Source organism: Staphylococcus sp. FSL H8-0121 (assembly GCF_038008425.1).
GTDB classification, from domain to species: Bacteria; Bacillota; Bacilli; order Staphylococcales; family Staphylococcaceae; genus Staphylococcus; species Staphylococcus pasteuri.
This window is the reverse complement of the sequence record NZ_JBBOZB010000002.1, coordinates 434,414-454,353: the sequence shown is the minus strand read 5'-3', so window position 1 is coordinate 454,353 and position 19,940 is coordinate 434,414. Positions and strand designations below refer to the sequence as shown.

19 protein-coding genes and 1 pseudogene are annotated in these 19,940 nt (G+C 32.1%); 17 read left to right on the top strand and 3 right to left on the bottom strand.

Annotated elements, in window-relative coordinates:
- Nucleotides 1–146 precede the first annotated feature (146 nt).
- The 6 genes from LFT63_RS07680 (at nucleotide 147) to LFT63_RS07655 (ending at nucleotide 7,075) form a co-directional block, all read left to right on the top strand.
- Entirely contained in the window at nucleotides 147–539 is a 393-nt protein-coding gene (locus LFT63_RS07680; protein ID WP_017636571.1) for a CidA/LrgA family protein, read from the top strand.
- A complete protein-coding gene (locus tag LFT63_RS07675; protein ID WP_017636570.1) occupies nucleotides 536–1,225 on the top strand; it encodes an LrgB family protein in 690 nt (229 codons plus the stop codon). Before LFT63_RS07680 ends, LFT63_RS07675 begins: the two co-directional genes overlap by 4 nt.
- Before the next feature lie 44 nt (nucleotides 1,226–1,269).
- On the top strand, nucleotides 1,270–3,009 hold the full coding sequence (locus tag LFT63_RS07670) for a pyruvate oxidase (RefSeq protein WP_029055994.1): 1,740 nt from the start codon (nucleotides 1,270–1,272) through the stop codon (nucleotides 3,007–3,009).
- Nucleotides 3,010–3,238: 229 nt separating this feature from the next.
- Nucleotides 3,239–5,305 (top strand): glucose-specific PTS transporter subunit IIBC, encoded by a 2,067-nt coding sequence (gene ptsG / locus LFT63_RS07665; RefSeq protein WP_029055995.1) that lies wholly within the window; start codon nucleotides 3,239–3,241, stop codon nucleotides 5,303–5,305.
- 358 nt (nucleotides 5,306–5,663) lie between these two features.
- On the top strand, nucleotides 5,664–6,206 hold the full coding sequence (locus LFT63_RS07660) for a helix-turn-helix domain-containing protein (RefSeq protein ID WP_225880630.1): 543 nt from the start codon (nucleotides 5,664–5,666) through the stop codon (nucleotides 6,204–6,206).
- Nucleotides 6,207–6,229: 23 nt separating this feature from the next.
- Nucleotides 6,230–7,075: an IS3 family transposase gene (locus tag LFT63_RS07655; RefSeq protein WP_244971544.1), complete on the top strand. Its 846-nt coding sequence runs from the start codon at nucleotides 6,230–6,232 to the stop codon at nucleotides 7,073–7,075.
- Nucleotides 7,076–7,163: 88 nt separating this feature from the next.
- On the opposite strand, the gene LFT63_RS07650 is transcribed toward LFT63_RS07655, so the two are convergent.
- Entirely contained in the window at nucleotides 7,164–8,219 is a 1,056-nt protein-coding gene (locus LFT63_RS07650) for a zinc-dependent alcohol dehydrogenase family protein (protein WP_029056084.1), read from the bottom strand.
- Nucleotides 8,220–8,434: 215 nt separating this feature from the next.
- Between LFT63_RS07650 and LFT63_RS07645 the strand changes: the two genes are divergently transcribed.
- From LFT63_RS07645 to LFT63_RS07630, 4 genes are all read left to right on the top strand, one after another.
- Entirely contained in the window at nucleotides 8,435–8,842 is a 408-nt protein-coding gene (locus tag LFT63_RS07645) for an acyl-CoA thioesterase (protein WP_017636567.1), read from the top strand.
- A gap of 64 nt (nucleotides 8,843–8,906) precedes the next feature.
- On the top strand, nucleotides 8,907–9,248 hold the full coding sequence (locus tag LFT63_RS07640; RefSeq protein WP_340768572.1) for a thioredoxin family protein: 342 nt from the start codon (nucleotides 8,907–8,909) through the stop codon (nucleotides 9,246–9,248).
- Between the two features lie 190 nt (nucleotides 9,249–9,438).
- On the top strand, nucleotides 9,439–10,287 hold the full coding sequence (locus LFT63_RS07635; protein WP_046467001.1) for a YitT family protein: 849 nt from the start codon (nucleotides 9,439–9,441) through the stop codon (nucleotides 10,285–10,287).
- Nucleotides 10,288–10,365: 78 nt separating this feature from the next.
- On the top strand, nucleotides 10,366–11,340 hold the full coding sequence (locus LFT63_RS07630; protein ID WP_029056087.1) for an alpha/beta hydrolase fold domain-containing protein: 975 nt from the start codon (nucleotides 10,366–10,368) through the stop codon (nucleotides 11,338–11,340).
- Nucleotides 11,341–11,396: 56 nt separating this feature from the next.
- On the opposite strand, the gene LFT63_RS07625 is transcribed toward LFT63_RS07630, so the two are convergent.
- On the bottom strand, nucleotides 11,397–11,726 hold the full coding sequence (locus LFT63_RS07625) for a hypothetical protein (RefSeq protein ID WP_029056088.1): 330 nt from the start codon (nucleotides 11,724–11,726) through the stop codon (nucleotides 11,397–11,399).
- A 453-nt stretch (nucleotides 11,727–12,179) separates the two neighbouring features.
- On the opposite strand from LFT63_RS07625, the gene pgsB reads away from it, so the two are divergent.
- From pgsB to LFT63_RS07595, 6 genes and pseudogenes are all read left to right on the top strand, one after another.
- Nucleotides 12,180–13,337: a poly-gamma-glutamate synthase PgsB gene (gene pgsB / locus LFT63_RS07620; RefSeq protein ID WP_026083444.1), complete on the top strand. Its 1,158-nt coding sequence runs from the start codon at nucleotides 12,180–12,182 to the stop codon at nucleotides 13,335–13,337.
- Between the two features lies 1 nt (nucleotide 13,338).
- Nucleotides 13,339–13,791: a poly-gamma-glutamate biosynthesis protein PgsC gene (pgsC, locus tag LFT63_RS07615; protein ID WP_002450119.1), complete on the top strand. Its 453-nt coding sequence runs from the start codon at nucleotides 13,339–13,341 to the stop codon at nucleotides 13,789–13,791.
- Between the two features lie 26 nt (nucleotides 13,792–13,817).
- Nucleotides 13,818–14,891, top strand: coding sequence for a CapA family protein (locus LFT63_RS07610; protein ID WP_017636561.1), 1,074 nt, complete (start codon nucleotides 13,818–13,820; stop codon nucleotides 14,889–14,891).
- Nucleotides 14,881–15,042 carry a hypothetical protein gene (locus LFT63_RS07605; protein WP_340768569.1) on the top strand — a complete coding sequence of 54 codons (162 nt, stop codon included), beginning with the start codon at nucleotides 14,881–14,883 and terminating at the stop codon, nucleotides 15,040–15,042. Before LFT63_RS07610 ends, LFT63_RS07605 begins: the two co-directional genes overlap by 11 nt.
- A 2-nt stretch (nucleotides 15,043–15,044) precedes the next feature.
- On the top strand, nucleotides 15,045–16,646 hold the full coding sequence (locus LFT63_RS07600) for a gamma-glutamyltransferase (RefSeq protein ID WP_340768567.1): 1,602 nt from the start codon (nucleotides 15,045–15,047) through the stop codon (nucleotides 16,644–16,646).
- A 319-nt stretch (nucleotides 16,647–16,965) separates the two neighbouring features.
- A pseudogene (locus LFT63_RS07595) lies at nucleotides 16,966–17,142 on the top strand (IS5/IS1182 family transposase); the annotation flags it as partial.
- Nucleotides 17,143–17,149: 7 nt separating this feature from the next.
- On the opposite strand, the gene LFT63_RS07590 reads toward LFT63_RS07595, so the two are convergent.
- Nucleotides 17,150–17,815, bottom strand: coding sequence for an MBL fold metallo-hydrolase (locus LFT63_RS07590; protein WP_340768565.1), 666 nt, complete (start codon nucleotides 17,813–17,815; stop codon nucleotides 17,150–17,152).
- A 233-nt stretch (nucleotides 17,816–18,048) separates the two neighbouring features.
- Between LFT63_RS07590 and xylB the strand changes: the two genes are divergently transcribed.
- Complete coding sequence (gene xylB / locus LFT63_RS07585) at nucleotides 18,049–19,527, top strand: xylulokinase (RefSeq protein ID WP_340768564.1); 1,479 nt, start codon at nucleotides 18,049–18,051, stop codon at nucleotides 19,525–19,527.
- Nucleotides 19,528–19,940: the final 413 nt, after the last annotated feature.

Here is a 19,940-nt window from a genome sequence, read left to right as displayed (position 1 = left end):
CGAAAGAAACCGCTTTCATAAATTTAAGGAATGTTTAGTATTCGAAAAATGTATTTTAATAATAGAAAAAGAAAGACTATAATTATAAATATCACTAAAAAATTGTTGTAACAATTTAGACAATTTTTTTAGAAGGGAAAGATAGCATGCATAAGGTGAGAGATTTCATACATCTTATTGTACAACTCGTACTTATTTTAATTATTTCATTCATCGGTACCGAAGTGCAGCGCTTATTACACATCCCTTTAGCAGGTAGTATTGTAGGTCTCATCATTTTTTACCTATTATTACAGTTCAAAATAATTCCTGTATCGTGGGTGAATGAAGGTGCAGACTTCCTATTAAAAACGATGGTGTTTTTCTTTATTCCATCTGTTGTCGGCGTTATGGATGTAGTATCAGACATTACGCTTAACTATCTATTGTTCTTTTTAATTATTATTTTAGGAACATGTTTAGTAGCATTATCCTCAGGCTATATCGCTGAAAAATTGGTGAACAGAAAAGATATAGGAAAAGGGATGGATGAGTTATGAATAACATATTACAAGCAGCAGTTATGATAATTATAACGATTGTGGTATATGTTATTTCTAAAAAACTGCAAGACAAATATAAAAATCCATTTCTTAATCCAGCATTAATTGCATCAATTATCATTATAGCGATACTTCTTATGTTTGATATTAGTTATAAAGGATACATGAAAGGTGGAGAATGGATAAATCATATATTAAACGCAACGGTCGTTTGTTTGGCTTATCCACTCTATCAAAACAGACATAAGATAAAGAAATACCTTTTTGTGATTTTCACGAGCGTGTTAACTGGTGTAATACTTAATTTTATGTTAGTATACGTAACGTTGAAAATCTTCGGCTATTCAAAAGAAACGATTGTTACTATGCTGCCAAGGTCTATCACAGCAGCTGTTGGGATAGAAGTTTCTAACGAACTTGGTGGCACAGATACAATGACTGTACTTTTTATAATAGCTACAGGGTTAATAGGCAGTATTCTAGGTTCAATGCTATTGCGTATGGGAGGCTTTAAATCTTCAATCGCGAGAGGCTTAACATATGGTAACGCTTCTCACGCTTTCGGTACAGCAAAAGCACTAGAATTAGATATAGAATCAGGCGCATTTAGTTCGATTGGTATGATATTAACTGCAGTAATCAGTTCGATTTTAATACCAATACTTATTTTATTGTTCTATTAAAGGGAAGAAACTCATATAAATAGAAAGGGAGGCTATTTGGAAAAATGGCAAAAATCAAAGCAAATGAAGCATTAGTTAAAGCATTAGAAGCATGGGACATCGATCACTTATATGGTATACCAGGAGACTCAATCGACGCAGTAGTTGACTCATTACGTACAGTAAGAGACTCATTTAAATTCTACCACGTACGTCACGAAGAAGTAGCAAGTTTAGCTGCTGGTAGTTATACAAGAATTACAGGTAAAATCGGAGTAGCATTAAGTATTGGTGGACCTGGTTTAATCCACTTATTAAATGGTATGTATGACGCTAAAATGGATAGCGTTCCTCAATTAGTTATTTCTGGTCAAACAAATAGTGATAAATTAGGTACTGGTGCTTTCCAAGAAACTAATTTATCTAAATTATGTGAAGATGTAGCTGTTTATAACCACCAAATTCAAAAAGGCGACAACGTATTTGAAATCGTTAATGAAGCGATTCGTACAGCTTATGAGCAAAAAGGTGTAGCAGTAATCATCTGTCCAAATGACTTATTAACTCAACAAATTAAAGACACTACTAACAAACCAGTAAATACAACTAAACCTAAAGCAATTGCACCTAAATTCAAAAACATCAAAAAAGCTGCTAAATTAATCAATAAAAGTAAAAAACCAGTTGTTCTTTTCGGTGTTGGTGCACAACATGCTAAAGATGAATTACGTGAATTTATAGAAATGGCTAAAATCCCAGCTATTCATTCATTACCAGCAAAAGCAATCCTTGCTGATGATCATCCATACAACTTAGGTAACTTAGGACAAATCGGTACTAAAGTATCATATCAAACAATCCAAGATGCAGATCTTTTAATTATGATTGGTACTAACTTCCCATTCGTTAAATATTTACCTAAGAAAAATATTAAAGCAATCCAAATTGATACTAATGAAGCACATATTAGTCACCGTTTCGATATCAACGTTGGTATCTTAGGAGACGCTAAAATTGCATTAGAACAATTAAGCGAAAACATTAAACACGTTGCTAAACGTCCATTCTTAGACAAAACTTTAGAACGTAAAGCAGTATGGGATAAATGGATGGAACAAGATTTAAATAATAATAATTCACCATTACGTCCAGAACGTTTAATGAAAGCTATCAATGACAACTTAAAAGACGATGCTATTGTTTCAGCAGACGTTGGTACTTCAACAGTATGGTCAACTCGTTATTTAAACTTAGGTGTAAATAACAAATTTATGATCTCAAGTTGGTTAGGTACTATGGGTTGTGCACTTCCAGGTGCTATGGCAGCTAAAGTTGCTTACCCAGACCGTCAATCAGTAGCAATTGCAGGGGATGGCGCATTCCAAATGGTAATGCAAGACTTTGCAACTGCAGTTCAATACGACTTACCATTAACAATTTTCGTATTAAACAACAAACAATTAGCGTTCATTAAATATGAACAACAAGCTGCTGGTGAATTAGAATATGCCATTGATTTCTCTGATATGGATCATGCTAAATTCGCTGAAGCTGCTGGCGGTAAAGGTTATACAGTTAAAGACGCTAGTCGTTTAGATGATATTGTTGAAGAAGCAATGTCACAAAACGTTCCAACTATCGTTGATGTACATGTTGACCCTAATGCTGCACCATTACCAGGTAAAATTGTTAACTCAGAAGCACTTGGTTATGGTAAATGGGCATACAGATCAATTACTGAAGATAAACATTTAGACTTTGATCAAATCCCACCAATCTCAGTAGCAACAAAACGTTTCTTATAATATAGATTCTATAAATCTCAACCAACTCGTTTTGGTTGAGATTTTTTTAAAATAAACTATTGTAAACGCTTCAGCTAATGTGTATACTATATTTAAATTAAAAATAACATTTGCGTGTTACTGGTGATGCAGGCATGAGCAAACATTTGGCCATTTATTATGGTCTTGTTTGCTCATGTCTTTTTTTATGTACATGTAAATGACTACAATATGAGAGGAATGTTTTTATATGTTTAAAAAGCTCTTTGGGCAATTGCAACGTATAGGTAAAGCGTTAATGTTACCTGTGGCAATTTTACCAGCAGCTGGGATTTTACTTGCATTTGGGAATGCAATGCACAATGAACAGTTAGTCAAAATTGCGCCTTGGTTAACAAATAATGTCTTTGTTATGATTTCTTCTATTATGGAAGCAGCAGGACAAGTCATTTTTGACAACTTACCACTATTATTCGCAGTCGGTACAGCACTTGGATTAGCAGGAGGAGATGGTGTAGCAGCATTAGCAGCACTCGTTGGTTATTTAATTATGAATGCCACTATGGGTAAATATTTAAATATTACAATTGATGATATCTTCTCTTATGCAAAAGGTGCTAAAGAATTAAGTCAAGCTGCTAAACAACCTGAATTTGCGTTAGTGTTAGGTATCCCTACACTACAAACTGGTGTATTTGGCGGTATTATCATGGGAGCCGTAGCCGCATGGTGTTATAACAAATACTATAATATTACGTTACCAGCATTTTTAGGATTCTTTGCAGGTAAACGTTTCGTCCCTATAGCAACATCTGTGGCCGCAATTATTGTTGGTATTGTATTAAGTTGGGTATGGCCACCTATTCAAACAGGTTTAAATGATTTATCAAACTTCTTATTAACGAAAAACTTAGTATTAACAACATTTATTTTTGGTGTTATTGAACGTTCACTAATTCCATTTGGTTTGCATCATATTTTCTATGCACCATTCTGGTTCGAGTTCGGACATTATACAAACCACGCTGGTGAATTGGTTCGTGGTGACCAACGTATTTGGATGGCTCAATTAAAAGACGGTGTACCATTTACTGCTGGTACATTTACTACTGGTAAATATCCATTTATGATGTTTGGTTTACCAGCTGCAGCATTTGCTATTTATAAAAATGCTCGTCCAGAACGTAAAAAAATTGTTGGTGGTTTGATGCTATCAGCAGGATTAACATCATTCTTAACAGGTATTACAGAACCACTTGAGTTCTCATTCTTATTTGTAGCGCCATTGTTATATGCAATCCACGTTGTATTAGCAGGTTCTTCATTCTTAATTATGCATTTATTAGGTGTAAAAATTGGTATGACATTCTCTGGTGGATTCATAGACTATGTATTATTCGGATTATTAAACTGGCATAGAACAAATGCGTTATTAGTTATTCCAGTAGGTATCGTATATGCACTGGTTTATTATTTCTTATTCGATTTTGCTATCAGAAAGTTCAATTTAAAAACGCCTGGTAGAGAAGATAAAGAACAAGAAGTCAGAAATTCAAGTGTGGCTAAATTACCATTTGATGTATTAGATGCAATGGGTGGTAAAGAGAATATTAAACATTTAGATGCTTGTATCACTCGTTTACGTGTTGAAGTTAATGATAAAGCAAAAGTAGACGTACCAGGACTAAAAGCATTAGGTGCTTCTGGTGTACTTGAAGTTGGTAATAACATGCAAGCTATTTTTGGTCCAAAATCAGATCAAATTAAACATGATATGGCAAAAATCATGAGTGGTGAAATTACTAAACCAAGTGAAACAACTGTCACTGAAGAAGATTCAGAAGAACCAGTACACGTAGAAAATATTGCTGAAACTGAAATCTATGCGCCAGGTGTTGGACAAATTATTCCATTATCTGAAGTACCTGATAAAGTATTCTCTGAAAAAATGATGGGAGACGGTATTGGATTTATCCCTGAAAAAGGTGAAATCGTTGCGCCATTTGACGGTACAGTGAAGACAATATTCCCAACAAAACATGCAATTGGATTAGAATCTGATACAGGAATTGAATTATTAATTCATATTGGTATAGATACAGTTAAGTTAAATGGAGAAGGTTTTGAAAGTTTAGTCAATGCGGATGAACCAGTGACTCAAGGTCAACCTTTAATGAAAGTAAACTTAGCATATCTTAAAGAAAATGCACCAAGCATTGTGACACCATTAGTTATCACAAACTTGGATAACAAAACGTTAACAGTGGACGATATTAAAGATGTTGAGCCAAGTAAACGTATTATGAAAGTTAAATAATTAATAGAGATAAAGTATCAGGGATATAAAGTTCTTGGACAAGTGAAAATAGACAATTTCTATTGGAATAATATAGAAATTGTCTATTTTATTATTTTTTTAAGTAATTTAGTATGAAATTGCATATAAATACATAGTATTTATGGCAAGACTCCTGAGGGAACAGTACTAGTTGAAGACCTTAGAAATTCTCACAGATTTATCTGTGTAGTATTTCTGGCTGAAACTGTACCCTTGGAAAGCGAAGCCATACAATACGAAGTATTGGGTATAAAGAAAGCACTAAGATGATTAAAATAAATCTGATGTGCACCCCAAAAGTTGGACTGAAAATCTAACTTTAGGGGGTGCATTTTTTATGGGTAAACATTATAAATTTGAAATCAAATTAAAAATAGTTCACGAATATTTAAATAGTAGTTTAGGATATAAGAGATTAACTAAAAAATATAATCTTTCTCATCATTCTTTACTTCAAAGATGGGTTAACCAGTATTTGGAATCGGGCCCAGAAGGATTAGATAAAAAAATGAAAAATAGCTCATATACTAGAGATTTTAAAGTATCTGTTTTAAGATTTAGACAAGAAAATCAATTGTCTTATCGAGAAACAGCGAATCATTTTAAAATTACCAATCCTGCTACATTAGCTCAATGGCAGCGTAAATTTGATGAAGAAGGTATTCTCGGTTTAGACAATAAACAGAAAGGACATCCTTCTAAAATGAAAAGAAAACATACAAAAGTTGAACATGAAAATCAGTTGCCTTTAAAAGAAGATGAACGCGAAGAATTAGAAAGACTTAGGAATGAAAATGAAATGTTGAAAGCAGGTATTGCTTATCAAAAAAAGTTACAAAGATTGACCCAACATTACGGAACCAAACATCCGAAAAAGTAAAGGTCATTAAAGAATTACATGAAATGAATCAATTTGGGTTAAGTCTTCTGTTTAAAGTTACGGAAATAGCTAAATCCGTGTATTACTACTGGATTAAACGTTTCAAAAAACCCAAAAAAGATATAGATATAGTTAAATCTATTAAGCAAATATGTAAAGAAAGCGATTATACTTATGGTTATCGTCGAGTTACTCAAGCATTAGTTAATAAAGGAATGACAGTCAATCATAAGAAAGTAAGACGAATTATGAAAGAACATCAATTAACATGTAAGAAATTTAATCATAAAACAAGAAAATACAATTCTTATAGAGGCACAATAGGTAAAGTAGCTAGAAATATATTAAAACGTCGTTTTAATACAGATCGACCTTATCAAAAAGTGGTTACAGACATTACAGAATTTAAATTACTTGATGGAACAAAGGCATATTTGTCACCTTTTATGGATTTATATAGCTTGGAAATCTTAAGTTATCGTATATCAAAGCGTCCTACTATAGATATTGTGATTGAACCTTTAAATGAATTACTAACTATGAGACCTCAACTTTTTTATCGAATGACAATTCATTCAGATCAAGGATGGCATTATCAAAATAGAAACTATATTGAGTCATTAAAAGAACATGATGTATTTCAAAGTATGTCTAGAAAAGGAAATTGCCTAGATAATGCCTCAATGGAAAACTTCTTTGGGTTATTAAAACAAGAAATGTATTATGGACAATCATTTGAAACATTCCAAGAATTAGAACAATCTATTCATAAATATATCAATTTTTATAACAATACAAGAATTAAAGCAAAATTAAAAGGCTTGTCTCCTAAGCAATATAGGAAACAAACCTTTAAAATAGTATACTAAACCAGAGTACAACTTTTGGGGTTCAGTACAATCATCTTAGTGCTATTATTTTAGGATTCATGTCACAGTCTATTTTATATCTAAAGGATTATGCTTCTGTAATATCATTTTCAATTAATAATTTAATCGCTTTATGGTCAGTAGCATTTCTAAATAAATCATATGCGTTTTCAATCTCGCTTAACTTACTATAGTGAGTAACTAGTTGTTCAGGTTGAATGATTTTACTTTTTAATGCTTCTAATAGTTCTTCTGTAGTATTACCTGAAACTAAACCAGTAGAGACATTGATATTTTTGATCCATAATTTGTCGATATCAAATTGAACTGGTAAACCGTGAACACCGACATTAGCAATTGTACCGTCGACACCAATTAATTTTTGACATAAATCAAACGTTTGAGGAATACCTACAGCTTCAATAGCGACATCGACGCCTCGATGATTGAGCTCATAGACTTCTTTAATAGCTTGTTCAACATTACTAGAATTGATAGTATGTGTCGCGCCAAGTGATTTAGCAGTTTCCAAACGGTTATCATCTAAATCAATCATAATAATTTTTGACGGAGAATAGAATTGTGCAGTTAATAATGTAGCTAAACCGACTGGTCCAGCACCAACAATAGCTACAGTACTACCGGGTTTAACCTTTCCTTTTAATACACCAATCTCATAACCAGTTGGTAAAATATCTGAAAGCATAACTAAAGCTTCATCTGGTAATGAGTCAGGTGCATGATATAACGAGTTATCTGCAAAAGGAACTTTAACATATTCTGCCTGTGTACCATTAATTAAATGTCCTAAAATCCATCCACCGTCATTTTCACAGTGTGCATAAATGCCTTTTTTACAGTAATAGCATTTACCACAAGAAGATACTGCAGAGACAATGACTTTATCTCCAACTTTAAAGTTGTTCACATTAGATCCAACTGATTCAACAATACCGATACCTTCGTGACCAAGTGTTGTATTTTCAGGTACTTCTGGAGTATCACCTTTGATAATGTGTAAATCTGTACCACAAATAGTCGTTTTGACCATTCTAATAATAGCGTCAGTACTTTCTGTAATGACTGGCTTTTCCTTATCAATTAACTTTGCTACACCAGGTTTTGAGTAATTATAGGCTTTCATAGGAATCCCTCCATTTTAATGTGAATGATTTCACATATATTATACCATAATTAAAAATTTTTGAATTGTTTTCTATTAAAATAATGATTATAAATAATAGAATAATATAGTTATAAAAAAGAGACCCGGTAAACATGGTAAAGTCCACAAAGATGAAAATAATGTTTAAATAGCTTAAAATAGACATGAATATAGATATAAGGGAGAAATTAATAATGGATACTGAAGAAGGCAAATTAATTGTTGATACAGAGATAGAAGTAAATGGATATGATATTGATGCAATGGGGATTGTAAGTAATATCGTGTTTATAAGATGGTTTGAAGATTTACGTACCATTTTTATTAATCAATATATGAATTATTCAGAAATGATATCTAAAGGCATTTCACCAATTTTAATGAAAACGGAAGCGGATTATAAAGTACCAGTAACGATACACGATAGACCGAGAGCACGTTGTTGGATGATTAAAGCAAGTAAAATGAAATGGATATTCAAATTTGAAATCTCATCTGAAGATAAAGTACATTGTATAGGTTACCAAACAGGTGGTTTTTATGATTTAGAAAAGCAAAAAATAACGAAGTTACCTCAAGTTTTTCAAGATATAATGAAATAAAGTGAAAATTCGTACTTATATTAAAGATGATCTGTACTAATTTTAACTCGAGAGGGTGTATGGTATGACTGAGACAATTCGAGATGTAGCACAATTTAAAACTTTCATTAATCAACATCCATTAGTTGTAGTTCATGTGATGAAAGATCACTGTAGTGTTTGTCATGCCGTGTTACCTCAAGTGAAAGATTTATTACAAGAAACGTTTCCTCAAGTGAAATTAGCTATTATTAATCAAAATGAAGTAACAGATATTGCAGGAGAATTATCTATTTTTACCGTACCTGTAGATTTAATATTTATGAATGGTAAAGAAATGCATAGACAAGGTAGGTTTATTGATTTACAAAAATTTGAACGCCAGTTAACACCGATGTATGAACAAATATACGAAAGTTCAAAATAATAAATAGGTTTACAGACACTCGAATGAAATTAATGTTCGAGTGTTTTTTTATATACTAAATTCTCATTATACGATTTAACCCGAGTTGGTGGGACGTGTAATAATTAAGTGTTATGATAGAAAACGTGTGAAATTTTTATATAAAAATACGATAGTAACGATTTAAGCAGTGTTACAGAAGGAGGCTAAAATGGCAAAACATTCTCGTACTTATCATATTAAAAATACAGTTTTCTGTCTTGTAGGAACACTATTAATTGCGCTCGGTGTAAATAGTTTTGTGATACCTGGTAACCTTGGTGAGGGCGGCGCTATTGGTATGTCCCTTGTATTAAAATATACCCTAGGTTTATCACCGGCGCTTACATCTTTCCTCATTAATGCTATTTTAATTATCATTGGTTGGAAATATTTGAGTAAAACGACGGCAATTTATACAGTGATTACGATTACAGCCAGCTCCATTTTCTTAGATTTAACTAAAAGTTTTAGTTTAGGAATTAATGAAAACTTTATTAATGCAGTCTTTGCTGGTGTATTAATCGGTATAGGTTCAGGCCTAGTTATTGCATCACGAAGTACATTAGGTGGTACATCGGTCATTGCACGTATTATAAGTAAATATTCAGAAGTTAAAACATCCCAAGCGTTATTTATATTAGACGCATTGGTAGTACTATCATTTTTACTAGTGTTGCCTATCACTAATGTACTATATACAATCGTTATGCTATTTATTGTCGAAAAAACGATGGCATTTGTAGTAGAAGGATTTAATCCTAAAAAAGCAGTAACAGTTATTTCAGATCATAATAAAGATATTAGTTCTGAAATATACCAAGCTACTGGAAGAGGATCAACATTGTTAGATGGTAAAGGTGCTTATCAATTAGATAATACAGATATATTATATGCAGTAGTATCTCAAAGTCAGATTGCTACAGTAAAGAAAATTGTTAACCGTTATGATGACAATGCATTTCTTGTTATTCATGATGTAAGAGACGTTTTAGGTAACGGATTTATGAATATTAAATAAACTTAAAAAGACTTTTATAACGCGAAAAATTCGAAATTATTATATTATAGAAGTAAAGGATAAAGGAGGTGGATTTCAATGTTCAAGAAAGTTCTAGCTGTGATAAGTTCTACTTTAGTAGGTAGTATATTATTCGCTAAAGTCAAAGAACAGAGAAGTTATCGTAGTTTCGTTCAAGAAAAAATGATGCGATTAAATGGAATGAAAAGCACGTTCGATAGTGTTGAAGGCGCTAAAAAAGCACTTGAAAAGACCAAAGATGAAACTGCGGGTAAGTATGCAGGTACTGAATATGAATTTAACCATAACGTTAGTATCCAAGATTACTTTGGTTCATTAGTTTATGTTGTTAACAATCAAGGTGACCGACAACAAAGGACAGTATTATATATTCATGGTGGCGCTTGGTTTCAAGATCCTTTAGATTATCACTTTGAATTTATAGACTTACTTGCAGAAACGTTAGACGCTAAAATAGTAATGCCTATATATCCTAAAGTGCCACATAGAGATTATATAACGACAGAGGTACTCCTCCATAAAATTTATCAAAATTTACTTAATAAAGTAGATAATCCGGATCAACTTATTGTTATGGGTGATTCAGCAGGTGGTCAAATTGCCTTATCATTTGCACAATCATTAAATGATAGATCATTACCACAACCAGGACATATTGTATTATTATCACCTGTGTTAGATGCTACATTTAGTAATCCAGAAACGAAAAAATATGAACAAATAGACCCAATGTTAGGTATTGATGGAAGTAAATACTTAGCAGGTTTATGGGCAGGGGATACGCCTTTAGATGACTATAGAATTTCACCTATTAATGGTGATATAAACCATCTCGGTCACTTGACTATTGTCATAGGTACTAAAGAAACATTATATCCTGACGCGCTTAAATTATCCCAAATGCTTGATCAAAAAGGGATTGAACATGAATTTATACAAGGTGACAATTTGTTTCATATTTATCCTATATTTCCTCTTCCGGAAAGAGAAGACGTCTTGAATCAACTTAAACAAATTATTATAAAAAAATAACCCTACTCCTTATAAAATGAGTGGGTTTACATTGAGTATAACAGCGAATTCATTTATCAATATGTTTGATAATTTGAATTCGCTGTTTTGTTATCTATTTGTTTTGATTGATGCTGATTTGAGTCTTTAGAATCAACATTTTTATAATTTGTAGATGTATATGAATGTTCTTTTGATGAAGCATCTTCATTTTTTAAACTAGAGTCTACGGCTTCATCGCTATTACGTGTTTTATTATTTATTTTAGTGTGATCTGTATCTAATACAGAATTGCTCATGTCTTTTCCTTGTAAACTTCCAACTAGAATGAATGATAAGTAAAGTGTTGTCACTATTAAAATAGCTGCTAAATAAATTCCAATAGCAAATTTAACTGACTTTTCCATTCTTCTCCTCCTAAGGTCTGAGTAACTACACTCTTAATTTAACATTTGTTTTTTAATTTAATGTAAATTCCTAGTAAAAAATATATGTCTTTCTCAATACAAGGTATGTCAAGGCTAGTAACCAAATACAGTCTAAATGATTAACAATATGTCCTATTCTTCAAGTAAGCCTTTACATTTATTTACATTATTTTAATGGTTAATTAAAAGAGTTAAAACTGAATCAATAACCAAATGATAGTCTACTACTATAAGTTATAGATAAGTAATTTTTTATTTTAAGTTTTAAGTGAATATTTAATATATATTGACTTTTGATTAATTGTTTTTATAAGATTTATATTAATGGAAGCGTTTTAATAATTGGATAGATTTTTTTCATACTTTATAGAGAAAAATAAATTTCCATTCCATTAACAATTCAATATACATAGAAAAGAGAGGGATTGTAGCGTGATTCTCATAACAATATGTGTTGTGTTGATTCTATGGCTAGGTATTAAAGAAAAAAGGCGCCATGCGAATCGACTTAAGAAAATCCCTATACGAATTAATATTAATGGTATTCGAGGTAAATCAACTATTACTCGAATGGCATATAGTGTATTGAGAGAAGATCACTATAGAGTCATAGGGAAAACAACAGGAACAGACGCACGAATGATGTATTGGTTTACTCAAAAAGAGTATCCAGTAATAAGAAAACCTCAAGGTGCCAATATAGGTGAACAAAGAGATATCATTCGTAAAGTTGTTAAACAAAAAGCCAATGCACTTGTAAATGAATGTATGGCTGTCAATCCTGACTATCAAATTACATTCCAGAAGGACTTAGTAAAAGCTAACGTGGGCGTTATCGTTAATGTAATGGAAGACCATATGGATGTATTAGGACCGACACTAAAAGATGTAGCACAAGCGTTTACCGCAACCATTCCTTATAAAGGGAAATTGGTTGTTATGAAAGATGAGTTTACAGACTTTTTTGCTAAAGAAGCTAAAAAACGTAAAACAGAATTAATTGTTGTTGATAAAGATAAAATACCTGAATCATACTTAAGAAAATTTGATTATTTAGTCTTTCCAGATAATGTGGCTATTGTATTAGGCATTGCCCAAGCAGTAGGCGTTGATAGTGAAACAGCGTTAGAAGGAATGTTAAATGCGCCTGCAGATCCAGGTGCAGTTAGAATTAAATATTTCCATGCAAATAACACGAAAAATGTTTTTGTTAATGCATTTGCTGCTAATGAGCCAAAATCTACGAAAGCGATATTAAATAAAGTAGAATCATACAATTATCCTTATAGTAAGAAAATCGTCATATTAAATTGTCGTTCAGATAGAATTGATAGAACTAAATTGTTTGTTGAAGATTTCTTAGAAGATGTGGAATACGATACGCTTATCTGTACCGGAAAAAGTACACAAATGGTATCAGATTTGATGCATCGATTACCTGATAAGAAATATTTAAATTTTGAAGGACAAGATTTTACAGAAATAGAAAAAGCTATTATGAAAGAAGCGGACAATGCACTTGTCTTTTGTGTAGGTAACATACACGGACCAGGTGGAAGAATAGCGGAATTCATAGAAGGGATAGAATAAAATGATAGGTTCAGAATTATATTTCTCCTTATTTGTAGGTGTTGTTCTCAGTCTTATATTCGCTGAGAAATTTGGTATTAATCCAGCAGGACTGGTAGTACCTGGTTATTTAGCATTAATTTTTGATCAACCCATCATGCTTTTATCAGTATTAATTATCAGTTGTTTAACATTCTTTATTGTAAACAACGGTATTAGTAAATGGGTTATTTTATATGGTAGAAGAAAATTCGCTGCCATGATTTTAACAGGTATGGTATTAAAATTTATATTTGATTTGATATATCCATTAACCCCATTTGAAATGGTCGAAGTGTCTGGTATTGGGGTAGTTATTCCTGGTATTATCGCGAACACAATTCAAAAACAAGGTGTTGTAATAACATTATCATCTACTATGTTATTAACATGTATTACATATGTCATCTTGTTCTTATACAGTTTTATTAATTAATCAAGAACAAGGAGCGCGTAATTACAATGAAAAAGAAAAAACGATTAACACCAAGCGAATGGTTGCTCAAACAATCTAAACGTCATAAACGTAGAAACACTTTATACACAGCCATAGTTCTTCTTATCGCTTTAGTATTAATAGTCTTCGCTATTCGCGCAGTTAAAGTGGTACCTGTGAAAAGTGATGCAAAAGATCCAAACAGCGTTCGCATGACCTATTTGGGTAATATCACATTAAATAAACATATACGTCAAAATAATCTCAATAGTGTATTTTCAGGGTTACAAGAGCCACTGAAGAATAGTGACTTTTCAACGGCCTCATTGTTAGTGAATGACTTTGCTAAAGATTCTAAGAAAGAGATTGAGAAAAATTTAGAAAACATCATGTTCTTGAAAAAGCAGAACATTAAAAGTGTAAATTTAATTAATCAGACTGCGGATAATGTTACTGCAAGAGACTTGATGGAAAAGGTAGAATCGCAAGCTGGGTATAATTTCCTAACGGGGAATGGTTCTAACCCTATTAATAGTAAAACCGTGCAACAAGATGTTAAAGGTAAGAAAATAGCTAATGTATCATTTACAGATGTAGAATCAAATTATGCAGAACCACTTAAAAATACGACATCTATCAGTTTGGATCCAGACATTTTTTATCCATTAATTAAAAAATTAAAACAAAATAATGATTATGTAGTAGTTAATGTTGACTGGGGAATTCCAAACGAAAGAAATGTTACAGATCGTCAAAAAGAATATGCGCATGCTTTATCCAAAGCAGGAGCAGATGTGATTATTGGACATAATTCAGTTATTCAAAAAGTCGAAAAATACAAGAACACTCCTATTTTTTATAGCCTGGGAAATACAACATCAGATGATTTCTTATCGAAAAATCAAAAAGGTATGGTTGTACAAGATGATTGGAAAGATAAAAAACATAAGTTCCATCTCACACCAATTCAATCGAAAGACGGTAAAATTTCTGAAGATGATATGAACAAAATGGACCAAAGACGCTTTTACAATAATATTAAAGACCAATCAATTGATTTAAAAAAAGCTGACGATGGAGGTTATACATTTGAATATTAAAAAACATTGGCTGCCGATCACTGTAATCGTTATTGCAGTAATTATTTTCCTACTCGTCATATTCGCAAGAGCAAATGAAGGTTTAGATAGTTATGAACAGCAAGAATTGAAAAATGGAGAACAGCAATATCTTTCAAAAGGGGCAAGTTAGGAATGAACATATATAATAAAGCAACCTTGACTGTCATATTAATCTTGACCATCATTATTTCGTTTGTATTTTACTATTTTACGAAAGATGAAAAGATTGATAAAGATAAACTATACGAGAACAAAATAACAAATCATAAAAAGGCTGGAAATAAAAACTATGGTGTGGCAACTAACAATGCGATTGCTACTAAAATAGGTAACAAGGTTATTGAAGATGGTGGAAATGCAACAGACGCTGCTTTCGCAGTATCATATGCATTAGCGGTTACTGAACCTCATTCATCTGGTCTAGGTGGTGGTGGCGCCACATTAACTTATGATGGTACAGAAGGCCAAGTACCAAATTTATATGAATATAAAACATATTCTTCTTATAACTATAAACAAGGAGATAAAATTGGTACGCCTGGTTTCGTAAGAGGTATGCATGATATGCATGAAAAAGAAGGTAAGATGGATGAGAAGAAACTCTTTGGTTATATTATTCCACTTGCTGAAGATGGATTTGAAGTAGATTCAGAATTAGAACGTAGTTTGAAAATATATGGTTCTAAAATTGATCGTAATTCACCATTCTTTAAAGGTAAGAAAACGGTCCGTGAAGGCGATGTTGTTAAACAAGATAAACTAGCGGATACATTGAAGAAAATTCGTGATAAAGGTCCAGATTATTTCTATAAAGATGTAGGTAAAAGTATCTCTAAACAATTGGATAATCAATTAACAGAGAAAGATTTCAATACATTTAAAACTGAAAAGAAAGAACCAGTAAGTACAGAGTACTTAGGAAACAAAGTTTATTCAGCTTCAAATCCTCTAGGAGGAACATTGACACTACAAGGATTAAAAATAGATGAACAAGAAAATCAAGGTACTGCTGATCGTAATAGCTACATTAAAGGTATATTAGAATCTCGTGATGTTATGTATAGCAATCGTGACATTGTAAATGGTGCGGAACCTAGTAGCGAAGAACATTTATCAGATGATTATTTACTAGGTGAATTGAACAAAGTAAATGTAGGTACAACAGCTGAAGGTGGAAGTGATTTTAATCCAATTCAAACAGATAATACTAGTACAACACACTTTGTTGTTATTGATAAGCAAGGTAAAGTTGCGAGTACTACCAATACATTATCAAGTTACTTTGGTTCAGGTGACTTTATGAAGGAAGGTTTCTATATGAACAACTCATTAGGAGACTTCTCTAAATCTCAAGCAAGTCCTAACTATGGTGAAAAACATAAAGCACCACGTTCATTTATTTCGCCATCAATTATAGTAGGTACAGACTTCTATATGGGTATTGGTACTCCTGGTGGTAACAAAATTCCAACAATGTTAAATGAAGTCATTGTCGATTATTTAAGAGGTGACGGTACCTTACAAGAAGCGGTCGACAAACCAAGATTCTACAATGATGGTGGTACCATTTATTATGAAAATGCTACGAGTGACGAAGACTTAGAGATTTTCAAAAATCTTGGATATGGTGTGAAGGAAAAACGAAATGATCCAAACTTTGGTAGTGTACAAGGAGCAGTATACGACAAGAAAAGTAAGAAAGTAGACGTCGGTTCAGACGTTGGTAACAGATAAGATATATCTACAACAGGCTGTGAAATAAATACTAAAATAATAGCACTAAGATGATTTATTTTAATCATCTTAGTGCTTACTTTATACCCAATACTTCGTATTGTATGTCTACACTTTCCGAGGGTACAGTTTCAGCCAGAAATACTACACAGATAAATCTGTGAGAATTTCTAAGGTCTTCAACTAGTACTGTTCCCTCAGGAGTCTTGCCATAAATACTACGTATTTATATGTAATTTTACATTAAAACACTTTGGGAAAATAAGGCACTTTCGTATAATTTAATAAACATCACTAAACTAAATAAACGAAGTGACTTATGTATAAAGATTATAACATGATTCAACATACGCTACCTATGGAAACTTCAGTCCATATTCCCACAAATGATATGTCGCGACATGTTAATGAAATCGTTGAAACAATTCAACTTAATGAATTCGATGAATTCAAACATTATCGTGATGCTACGTCATATCACCCTATTTTTCTTTTATACTTTATTAAACATTTTCACCATTACGTACTCGATCAATAATATTTTGGACTTGTTGGCGCTTTTCTTCATCATTTTTTACATAGTAGGCAAGTGGTCCTTCTTTGATTGTGACCCAAGGAACAAGTACATCGAAGTCTAATTCTTTAATCATTTCAAGGCTCTGTATTGATTGTTCTCTGTCACTTGAACCTAGAATAACTGTACGCCATTGATCACCTTCAAAGCATAGGAAATCACCAGTGAATAAATAGCGATGTTTACCATTATCCCATAAATATAATGTTGTTCCAGGTGTATGGCCAGGGGCTGGAATCACTTCTAAATCATCATATAACATTTCGCGTTGATTTAGATAACCTTCGACAGGAATACTAGGTTTTAAAGCTGAAGCATCATTTTCATTTATAAAATAAGGTACATCAATGCTTTTGCTACCACCTAAAGATTCATGATCGTGATTCATTAACACTTTATCTGCACCGCCTAAAGCGTTAATATCCTTTTCTGATTCTTTCAAATGAGAAGAGTGATAAATGATGACATTTTCAGAATCTCGTTGTAAAACTAATGATTTAAATTCAAATCTAGAGTCGAAAGGTAATTCAGTTGTTGGTGTTGCATAAAGTCCCACATCAATATATTTTAAATGTTCAAATTGATTATGATTCATATACATTCATCCTTTGTGAGTAGATTTAATTTGATTTATTATATTTACCCTTTTTATTTTGAAAGATTCTTATTAATGAATAACAAGTCTCATTAACATTAAATAGACAGTTTTTAGTGTGTATATTAAGATGAAACAGTATGAAATATTAATTAGATAGAGTTGTATTGATTATCTAAGGCAACACCAGTAACTAGATTGTTTAATGTTATAAAATAAAAGGTGTGAGATAAATGGATGAAATAGTTCTCGGAGTAGATTTAGGCACAAGTTCTGTTAAAGTGATAGCAGTAAATCGACAAGGTAATGTTCTTGATGTGACCAATTCATCGTTATCATTAATACAAGAACATAATGGTTACAGCGAACAAGATCCTGAAGAATGGTTTCAATCAACAAAAGATGCCATCTCTAGTTTACTAGCATCTTCTAAAATGAAAGATACCGTAGTCAAAGGTATGTCATTTTCAGGACAAATGCATGGTTTAGTCATGATTGACCAACAAAGTAACGTATTACGAAACGCAATATTATGGAATGATACAAGAAATTCAGAGCAATGTAAGCAAAGTATCAACAAATTAGGTAATAGAGTAAATGGTAACCCTGTTTTAGAAGGGTTCACATTACCAAAGATGTTATGGGTGCAACAACATGAGCCAGATATTTGGAAACAGGTTGATCGTTTTATGTTACCTAAGGATTATTTGCGTTATCGACTTACTGGTCAAATACATATGGAATATAGTGACGCTGCTGGAACATTGTTATTAGATCCTAAGACTAATCAATGGAATAAAGATATTGGCGATAAGTTTGAAATTGGTGATATATATCCGCCACTTATTAATTCACATGAGAGTGTAGGCTATTTATTACCTTCAATTGCTAGTGAGTTAGGTTTAAATGAAGACGTAGCTGTTTTTGCTGGTGGTGCAGACAATGCATGTGGTGCCTTAGGGGCAGGTATTATTCATGATAGAGAAACGTTGTGTAGTATTGGTACGTCAGGTGTAATATTAAATGTAGAACATCAAAGTGTAACAGAATATGGAAATAATCTTCATTTCTTTAATCATGCGATTCCTAACACTTATTATGCGATGGGCGTAACTTTAGCAGCAGGTCATAGTTTAAATTGGTTAAAAGATACGTTCTTTGAAAATGAAAGCTTCGACAACCTTATAAAACTAGCATCACAATCTAGGATAGGTGCCAATGGATTGCTATTTACCCCATATATAGCTGGAGAACGTACACCACATGGTGATGCACTAATTAGAGGAAGTTTTATTGGTATCAGTGATCAACATCAACATTCAGATTTTGTTAGAGCAACGATTGAAGGCATTACGTATTCACTGTATGAATCTATACAATTGATTCGACAAGAAGGTAAAGACATAAATGCCGTAGTTTCTATCGGTGGCGGATCAAAAAGTGATTTTTGGTTACAATTACAAGCTGATGTTTTCAATGCATCAGTTAAAAAATTAAAACACGAAGAAGGACCAAGCATGGGAGCTGCTATACTTGCAGCATATGGATTAGGTTGGTATAACTCTATTGAAGAATGTGTTGAGCAATTTATTCAAACAGATACAACGTTCGAACCTAATAAAGACAGACATCATCAATATCAATATTATTTCAATATATATAAAGATATCTATAAACAAACTAAAGACATAACAGCAAAGTTAATTCGATAATATAAATTATGAAGTGGTGTGGTGCAAAATGAAATTTGTAACCACGCCGTTTTATTTAATTATGGTAATTATTAATGGAATGAGAAGGTATGAAACGTTTTGATTAAGTGTAAAACCTCAGTATAATGTAAGAATTCACTTTATAAATATTTATTACACAAATTTGTGATAAAAATCTCTAAAAAATTGCGAGCAATTTGTTACAAATTTAGTGTATAAGCGTTAGAATAGTTAAGTCGCCATTATGGTTGTAAAAATGTTACACGAAATAGAGTGATTTTACAATTAGAGTTATTTTCATGTAAAATACAAACCACTAATAGAATTACTATATAAACGTATTAAGTTTATATAATGTGCATTTTACAATTAATTCGTGAATGATTTCACATTTTAGTCTTAATTAAACCTTT